The organism is Streptomyces sp. NPDC004609 (genome assembly GCF_042873655.1).
In the GTDB taxonomy this organism is placed as follows: Bacteria; Actinomycetota; Actinomycetes; order Streptomycetales; family Streptomycetaceae; genus Streptomyces.
Genome location: NZ_JBIALS010000079.1, coordinates 1 through 9116, shown reverse-complemented (window position 1 = coordinate 9116; position 9116 = coordinate 1). Strand labels below are relative to the sequence as shown.

4 protein-coding genes are annotated in these 9116 nt (G+C 65.6%); 2 read left to right on the top strand and 2 right to left on the bottom strand.

The features are described from left to right. The first annotated feature begins 132 nt into the window (after positions 1–132). Together ACFYT4_RS35705 and ACFYT4_RS35700 are read left to right on the top strand one after the other, a co-directional pair. A complete protein-coding gene (locus ACFYT4_RS35705) occupies positions 133–2199 on the top strand; it encodes a preprotein translocase subunit SecA (protein ID WP_389278938.1) in 2067 nt (688 codons plus the stop codon). 204 nt (positions 2200–2403) lie between these two features. Further along, the gene (locus ACFYT4_RS35700; RefSeq protein ID WP_389278936.1) at positions 2404–5577 is read left to right on the top strand and encodes a DEAD/DEAH box helicase; all 3174 of its coding nucleotides are present in this window, start codon (positions 2404–2406) and stop codon (positions 5575–5577) included. Positions 5578–5672: 95 nt separating this feature from the next. On the opposite strand, the gene ACFYT4_RS35695 is transcribed toward ACFYT4_RS35700, so the two are convergent. Then, positions 5673–6827: a hypothetical protein gene (locus ACFYT4_RS35695; protein ID WP_389278934.1), complete on the bottom strand. Its 1155-nt coding sequence runs from the start codon at positions 6825–6827 to the stop codon at positions 5673–5675. A gap of 722 nt (positions 6828–7549) precedes the next feature. Further along, positions 7550–8776: an IS110 family transposase gene (locus ACFYT4_RS35690; RefSeq protein WP_389278940.1), complete on the bottom strand. Its 1227-nt coding sequence runs from the start codon at positions 8774–8776 to the stop codon at positions 7550–7552. Between the last annotated feature and the right edge of the window lie 340 nt (positions 8777–9116).

Genomic DNA, 9116 nt, shown 5'->3' with positions numbered 1-9116 from the left:
ACCCGTCGTCCCCATGGGGAATTACGTGACCGCGGGGGTGGGGAATTACGTGACGCGGAACCCGCCCCACCTGGGGAATTTCGTGATCGCCCACATGAGGCACGCGTGCCGGCTCCAGCCGAGTTTCAGGAGATGAGCCGGTATATCGCCGGGGCGGCGGCTGAGCTCGACAAGATCCTGCATCTCGCCCAGTTGCGATCGTTTGCTGCCATCGAACCGGCCGACCAGCTCGCTTCGGTGTCGTTGCTCATTCGCAGCGCCGAGGTGTGGATGCGCAACTCGTCCTATCCAGAGATGGTCACGACAACGAACCTCGCGCTTCTTGATGGCAAGCCGGGCGTCCGCGCTGCGTTGAAGGAGCATCTCGGATTCGACGCTCACGACGCCCTTACTGTCCTCAGCGCCTGCAACGATCTGCAACTGGATGCCCTGAACCAGCGGCTGCGGACCATGGGTGACACCGTGACGGGTGCAATGGCTGTGGCGCAGAAGAGCCGGCTCGACGATGAGGTGAAGGAGTCGGCCAGGTCCAGCCTTCTGTCCGTGTTCGAACCCAGCGCCGACCAGGCCACCGTCTCCGTCGACGACATCACCGCACGCACAGGCATTCCCGCGGCACGTGTCACGGCTGTCGTCGAGCAGTTCCGGCTCGACCTGAGGGCCGACACTGCGGCTGACGTCATCGATGCCTTCACCACCGGCAGGAACCCCCTGCGCGCCCGGCCACTTCTGGTCACGGGCAATGGGCGGCTTTTGCTGCCGCATCCGGCACTGCACGTGTTCGCGGTGAGGGAGAACCTGGAGGAGTACCTGAAGACGCTTGCGCCGGTGTGGAGTCAGTACTCCAAGCACCGCGGGGAACTTCTCGAGTCCCGCACCCGCCGTGCGCTGGACCGGGTGTTCCCCGGCGCCCGCTTCCGCGACGCGTTCGAGTACTACGTGCCCGCCAACGACGAGGAGGCCCAGGCCGCAGATCCGGCGAAGTACACCAAGCGTGTCGAGGGCGACCACCTCATCGTTCTCGACGATGTCGCGGTCATCGTCGAGGACAAGGCCGTCGCGCTGAGCGCACTATCCCGAGGAGGGAAGAAGACACGCATCCGCACTGATCTGACCGGCATCATCACGAAGGCAGCCGAACAGTCCGGCCGCATGCGCGACGCGATCGAACGCGACGGCGGCCTGCGTGTCGAAAAAGAAGGCTGGGTCGACTTCAGCGGCATCCGCGAGATCCACACCATAGCCGTCAGTCTCGACGACATCTCCACCGTCCTGACCGCCACCGCGGAACTCGTACGTGCCGGTCTGCTCAGCATCGACAACATTCCCTGGACGGTGTCCCTGCACGACCTCGAGCTCACCACCGAGCTCGTCGCGCACCCCGCACAGTTCCTGCTCTACCTACGCCGACGCCGCGACCCCGACGTCACCGTCATGTTCCACGCCCCGGACGAACTCGACCTCTTCCTCTACTTCTTCGAAGCCGGCCTGTTCGTCGAACCCGACCCGGTCCAAGTACGTGCGGCGTTCCCGTTCCTCCCCGAGCCGACCGCCGCCGACCTCCGCACATACAACAACCAGACGCCTGCCCTTTTGACCAGCCGGACCGACGCGCTCGACACCTGGTTTCACGCCAGAGAGCGTGGCAGCTCGGGAGCCGGCACCGCGCCCAAGCCCGCTATGGCGCCTGCGCCGCTGCTGCCTCTCGCGGAAGAACTGCGAACACGCGACGTACAAGGTTGGCTCAGCATCGGAGCGACGCTACTGGCCCTGGAGTCGACCACACAGCGCAAGGCAGCGCGGTACGGCGACACCCTCCTCGACAACCCGAACCCGTCCGGGCAGGGCCGCAGCCTGACGATGCCGCTCACCCCCGGCGCCGATCCAGCCGAGGGATGGCTGCTGGTATGGGCCACTCGACCAGCCGGGCCCGACCCCACCGTCGTCGAGAAGAGCGCCCGCGGCTACCTGCGCGCCAAGAAGCACCAGCTCGGCCTGCCGCGAGGCGTCGTCTTCCTCTACGACGAAACGACACGTGAACTCGCCGGAGCTTTCTATGACGGACACATCGGCCCGCTCGACGCAGCCCTGACCGCCACGGTGCATGCCCTTCACCCCGCGACGGATCTGCGAACGCTGCATCCCAACGCCAAGCGGCCGCCACGATGGGGCAAAGCCACAAAGAGACCGACGAAGTAGGCCACTCAACCTGCTGCACGGGTTGAGGCCGGAAAACTGGTTCGAGGACTTCCTCGATATCCCCGCATGTCGCTGCCGATTGCGGACTCGGCCGCGAAACCTGCACTTCGCGCTTTAATGCCATCGGAGCGACAGCAGTGCTTCCCACGCTCTGGCGGCCTATCAGTCGGTAGATCCTCCGTTCCCGTAGCAGAAGGGCTGCCCATGAACGTGACCACTCCCCCGTTGTGGGCCGATGATCTCAAGTTCGAGTCGAACAAGGTCCGTCAACTGCTGGTACCTGAGGGCGCTCTTGAGATGTCCGAGCAGGACGGAACGCTAAGGGTGTCGAGTGTCTTCGGCGTCTGGCCGGCCTGTCATGCAGGCCACGAGCTGGCCGTGGAAGCTCTGACAGCGGTAGTTCCGGCGGGCGGCGGCAACGTCGCCTGGCGCGGGAGATTGCAGGCGCATGCCCCGGAGACGGTCGTGGAGTCCTTCAGGGGCGCCGTCGGTTTCCGCCACCATGACGAGCCGCACAGTCTGCGCCGCCCCCAGGTCGGGGCACTGCATGCGGTCATGGGGCACTGGGCGTCAGGACTTGGGGAACCAGGCGTCGTGGTGATGCCCACCGGGACTGGCAAGACGGAGACGATGCTTGCTCTGCTCGTGGCAGCGCAGCCTGAACGGCTGCTGGTGTTGGTGCCGAGCGCGGCCTTGCGGGACCAGATCGCGAGAAAGTTCGAAACGCTCGGCATTTTGCAGCAGGAACAGATCGTGGACGCCAGTGCGCTGCGGCCGTGCGTAGGGCGACTTGAGCATGGTTTCAAGGATCCGGCCGAGGCTGAGCGTTTCGCGCGGGCGTGCAATGTCGTGGTGGCCACTCCCAACATCCTGAACCGATCCACGCCGCAGGTGAGAGCCGCATTGTTGGGGGCGTTCTCGCATCTGATCGTGGACGAGGCCCATCACGCTGCTGCCGCCACCTGGGCAAGCGTCATCAACGAATTCGCGGACCGGCAGGTGCTGCTGTTCACTGCTACACCGTTCCGAGAAGACGGACGCCGGCTTCCGGGGCGGATCGTGTTCCGGTTCCCGTTGCGCGAGGCACAGCGGGACGGATACTTCCGGCACATCACCTACCGGGCCGTGCTGGGCCTGCAGGACGTCGACGAAGAGCTGGCCGCACAGGCGATCGCACAGCTGCGGGCAGACCGGGCGGCCGGATTCGATCACCTGCTGATGGCTCGGGCCGGGAACATTCGCTCAGCTGAACACATCGCGGAGATCTACAAGCGACTGGCCCCAGACTTCGCCCCCACGGTGGTGCACCAGGACATAGGCACGGCCCGCCGCAGGGCAGCCGTGAGGGCTCTGGCGGAGCGCACGTGTCGCGTCATCATCTGTGTCGACATGCTCGGCGAAGGCTTCGATGAGCCGGCGCTCAAGATCGCAGCCATGCACACGACACGCAAGAGCCTCAGTCCGATGGTCCAGTTCATCGGCCGGTTCACCCGTGCCACAGCGGGGTTGGGCGAGGCCACCGTGTTCGTCGCCCAGGAGCCCCACAACGGCGCCTCGCCCCTGCGCCAGTTGCTGCGTGAGGACGCCGACTGGAACGTGCTGCTGCGAGACCTGACCGACCGCCCGACCGTCACCGCCGAGGAGAACGATGCCTTCGACGCAACGTTCGGCGGCGCTCCGGACGAAGTCGCCGTCAGCGTGCTCGAGCCGAAGATGAGCGCCATCGCCTACCGCGCGGCCACGGCTGAATGGACCCCCGAGGCTGCGCTCACGCTGTTTCACGGCAACGAACGTGTCCTGGACGAGACCATCGCCCTGGGCGGCGAGGACCTGCCTGTCGCCTGGTTCGTCGTCGAGCGCCGTACGCCGGTGCGCTGGGGTGCGCCGCAGGCGCTGGAACAGGTCGTCTACGAGCTCGTGGTGCTGTACTTCGACACCACGCGACTGCTGCTCTACATCCACGGCTCGGAGAAGTCGAGCGCGTACAAGGATCTGGCCGAGGCAGTCCTCGGCACAGGCCACGAGCTCATCAATGGCGGTCGTACGTACCGGGTCCTCGCCGGCGTGGACCGGCTCGTCCCGACGAACGTTGGGCTGAAAGATTCCCGGGACTACTTCACTCGCTTCTCGATGCATGTGGGGAGCGATGTTTCGAAGGGATTCGACACGGCCCAGGAGCACAAGAGCCAGACCCATATCGCCGCGTCCGGCTTCGACCGGGGCGAGAGTGTCGCAATCAGCGCGGCTGCCTCTGGTCGGTTCTGGTCTCCTACCACCGCCCCCAGCCTGAAGGCATGGACCGAGTGGTGCGATCACCAGGGCACAAAGCTCCTCGACAGCACGATCAACCTGGAAAGGATCTTCGACGGCTTCATCATTCCCAAGGACATAACCGAGCGTCCGCCGTACGTCCTGCTGGGAGTCCAGTGGCCTTGGCAGGTCTACACGGGTACACGAGACAGGCTTACGGTCACCTACGGCCAGCGCAGTTACCCGATCACCGATGTCGACTTCGAAGTAGACAGCTACTCCGCCACGGGCCCGTTTCTCTTCTCCGTGACGGCCAAGGACTGGCGTGTGTCCTATCAGGCGTCCTACGAGGACAAAGGCCTCGTCTACCGTCCGCTCGAGCAGGACGCTGTGGTCACGTCGAAAGGCCCGAGCGCGCAGCCGAAGCCGCTGGCGGACTGGCTGAACGCCAACAAACCCGACCTGTTTCTCGAGGGTGATCGTCTCATCGACGACAACGGCAAGCTCATCAGCCCCAACTACCAGCGTCGTCCCTTCGATGTGGATCTGCTGACACCACTGGACTGGACCGGAGTGGACTTCACTAAAGAGTCCCAGGGCCCAGAGCGCCTCGTCGACTCGATCCAGTACTACGTCTCGTCCCATCTGCAGACCACCGGTTCCTTCGACGTTCTCATCGACGACGACGGTGCGGGAGAGGCTGCGGACCTTGTCGGTCTCACGGTTGACGGGAAGTACCTCGATGTGACGCTCGTGCACTGCAAGTACTCGAAGGAGAAAGCGGGTAAGCGGGTGAAGGACCTGTACGAGGTGTGCGGTCAGGCGATGCGCGGCGCCAAGTGGCGGCGCGGGGCGGTACAGCAGCTGCTGACGCATCTGAACGACCGCGCTGGGAAGTACGCCCAGCGCAACAACGGAATCTCGCCATATGTCGTCGGAGACGTCAGAAAGCTGTTCGCGATCCGCGAGCGGGCTCACATGCTGGAACCCCGCTTCCACACCATCGTCGCCCAGCCCGGCCTGCAGGCGAGCGGGGCCACAACGGACCAGCTGCTCCTCCTGGCCGGTGCGGAGAAGTACGTCCGCGAAACCACGGCCGGCGACTTCACCGTCTACTGCAGCCAATAGCCGGGCCTGACAGCGCCGCGCAGACCTCCCAGAGTTTGCGCGGCGCACCGGCACTCCGGTCCAACAGCAGTCGAGCGGCGTGACGGCCCGCTCGCTCAGCGGGTGTACCGGATTTCGGGATAGGCGACACGGCCCGGGTCGTCGTGGGAGAGCAGTCCGGCCGGGTCGATCAGAGGCACCACTGCTTCGTAGAGGTCATCGCCGGCTGGGTTGGACTGGCCGTCGTGGCGCTCAGCCACAGCGAATCCCGCGCCTGAGACCAGGTCCGCAAGCTGAAGCGAAGGGTGATCCTTGGACCTCCCTCTCACAAGCTCCCCCAGGTGAACTCCGTAGGAGAGATAGCGAAACTCGGGAAGCGTACGGCCGCGCGCTTCGTCTTCGATGCGGTCTAGGTCGGCGTCGGTCATGGCTCGCTGATCATCGAGCAGGAAATTGACCCGCCCCAGCTTCTTGGACCAGTTCGTGATGATCGCGGCGGTCGCAGGAATGAGAGGTTCGAGCGACTGCCCAAGGACTGCGTCGGGGCCGTGAGCCTCCTGCAGGTACTCCGCGGCTTCTTCCTTCGTTGTGCGCAGGGCGACAAGGGCTTCGGTGACCTTGCGCCGTCGGGACTGTGTCCAAGCCTCCTCTACGAGGTGGTGGAAGTCCTCGACAGTGACGCCGTGGTCGTGATTCTTCGCCGCCGCGAAGGCAACGGTGGTGGACAGCAGACGCCCGAAGAGCTCCGGCCCCAGAGCTCGGGGACCTTCCGCGAAAAGGCTGCGTGCCATCTGCCGAGCACGGTCTGTGCTGCGGATGTCGCGCCCTTGCTTGGCTTCCTTCTCCTCAATGAAAAGGTCGATCAGCTTGCCCACGATGAAGTAGTGCTTGTCGACCAAGTACACCGATGCCCGCTCGTGCAGAACCCCTCCGGGTGCGAGCATCGTGGCCAGCACTGCTCGGCGTGGGCTGTTACGCGGCCCGGTGAACGCCTTGGAGAACTTCACCTCGGCGGCCTGCAGGCGCGTCGCCGTGCGTATCTCCTCCACGATCGGCGCGGCCTCGTCGTCGCTGATGGCGACTGTACCGATGGACAGGTACCGGCTGCGCTGCTGGCCATAGAGCTGATCACCGTCCCAGCCTGATTCGTCCAGGGCCACCCATTGCCCGAGGTCCTCGGCTTCTTCGGTCGGATGGGTCCGGTTACGGCGGGCGAAGTTCGGTCCGAGCAGACCTGTGCCAGGGTTCGGCTGGCGAGAGGGATCGTTCACGGCGCCATCGTCTGACAGCTCGTTCGTTGTCGGCAACGAGTTTGGGCGCGCCGGCAAACCCTGCTGGGCGTGCCTCGAACTGACGTCCCAGACCCAAAATGGCGGCTCTTCCCCGTTGACCGCTACAGGTCCACCGCACGTCCTACCTCCAGGAAGAACATGTCACCGTACGGGCATGGCCGGCTTCCGGGGAGGGAGAACGCCACTACCTGAGCGGTAGACTCGAGTACCCCCACTACGCCTCTGACCTGCGCAAACAGGATGGCGATGCCATAGGATTCTCGCGATACCTACGAGACTCCCATTCATTCCACGGAGTTGCAGGTCACGCAGCATCGCCTGCAGACACCGATCAAGAGTCCCCTGATCAGACCTGTTCCCTCGCCCCTCGAACCCGTCCAACCCAAGTCACGAAGCAGCAGATCAGAGCAACTTCAACTGCTGGCAACGAACGAGAATTCACAATCGTGGGCTGGAGGCGTGGCTGGTGTCGCACCGCAATACGGTGCCGGTCGTCGAGCGTCTGGCGTGCGAGCAGGCGCGGGCTGTGCCGCGCAGTGCACCGTTGATGCTGATGGAGCCGCACCGTGTGGTTCCGGTTCACGGCCCGCTGGAGGATGCGTCGTGCCTGCCGTGGCGGCTGGGGGCGCCGATGACCGGTCGGCCCTGGCGGCCTGCCGGGTGAACCGCAGGGCAGGTCAGACATCCCATGGCGTTGGGTGTCAAGTTGTGGCGAGGTTCGCATGGTGGGCCCATGCGGTGGCCTCGTCGTAGTGGGTGCGGGTCTTGAGGCATCCGTGGAGGATGCCGACGAATCGGTTGCCCAGTTGCCGCAGGGCGGGGTTGTAGTCGAGGTCGCGGGCGCGCTGCTTGTCGTAGTGGCGGCGGGCTCCAGGTGAGTTCTGGAGTGCGCAGAACGCCTGTCGTTGGAGGGCGTCGGCGAGGCGGTTGTTGCGGACGAAACGGGCCTGGACGGTGCGGGTCTTGCCGGAGGCCCGGGTGATCGGGCTGGTGCCGGCGTAGTTCTTGCGGGCTTTGGCCGACGCGTAGCGGGTGGGGTCGTCGCCGAACTCGGCGAGCACCCGGGCGCCGGTGATCTCGCCGATGCCGGGCATCGACAGGTGGATGTCAGCGTCCGGGTGCGCGAGAAAATGTGCCTTCACCTGCCCTTCCAGGGCGTCTATCTGTTCGTTCAGGGCGATCAGCAGCCGGGCGTGTGCGGTTGCGGCGGCCGCGTAGGCGGCGGCTACCGGGGCCGCGATGTCCAGCTGCGGCTCACGCAGCGTGCTCTGGATGGCGGCGGCCCGCTGGTCCCGGTTGCGGCGCCGGTGCCGGGCGAGGACGGTGGTGATCTGCTGCTTCGTCAGCTTCGCCGCCCGTTCGGGTGTGGGTGCCCTGATCAGCAGCTCCAGGGCGTCTGTGCTGGTCAGCTCCAGTCCCGCGTAGGCGGTGAGCGCGCCGGGGAAGTACTCGCGCAGCGTGCTGCGCAGCCGCTGGAAGTTGCGGGTGCGTTCCCAGATCAGACTCTGGTGGGCGCGGGCGACGACCTTGACGGCCTGGCCCTGGTCACTGTCCCCGGCGATCTGCCTCAGTTGGGCACGGTCGATGCGGACCATGTCGGCCAACGCGTGTGCGTCGCCTTTGTCGCTCTTCGCGCCCGAGGTGCCGTAACGCTCCTTGAACCGGGCCGCCTGCCGCGGGTTGACGGCATAGACCTGGTAGCCGGCCGCGAGCAGGGCCTGGACCCACGGGCCGCGGTCGGTCTCGATCCCGACCACCACCTGCTCCGCCTCCAGATCCTCACCGCCGTGCCGGGCGATGAGCGCGTGCAGCTTCGCGATCCCCTCGACGCCCTCCGGCAACCGGGCGGCCCCGAGTCTGCGGCCCGAGCCGTCCTGGACCTCGACATCGTGATGGTCTTCGGCCCAGTCGTCCCCGATGAACAGCACCCGCTTCTCCAGCCTCTCGACGTACATCGTGCGCGTGGCCAGCGGAAGACACAGCTCGCGCCCTAATGGATCCAGTGCTCACGCCCGTCAAGCCCGGCGGGCACGCCATCCCATCAGCAGTCCGGCCTCCCAGCCGACCAGCAGAGGCACGGTCTGACCTCAGAGCTCGAACGACTCCGGTGCGGGCAGTGCTCACCTACTGGCGGCCACTCATCGAGTCTCACTCACGACCCGATGAGCCCCATTAGTACTGCAATCACAGTTATGGGTGGGCTCGTTGTGGTTGGGTTGGTTCGTGTCTGTGGATCTCGGGGTGGGTCAGGTTGAGGCCTGGCGTGAG

What these genes read in the sequence shown, in the direction of transcription:
- ACFYT4_RS35705 (WP_389278938.1), top strand. Translation starts at nt 133, where the DNA reads ATGAGCCGGTATATCGCCGGGGCGGCGGCTGAGCTCGACAAGATCCTG.
- ACFYT4_RS35700 (WP_389278936.1), top strand. Translation starts at nt 2,404, where the DNA reads ATGAACGTGACCACTCCCCCGTTGTGGGCCGATGATCTCAAGTTCGAG.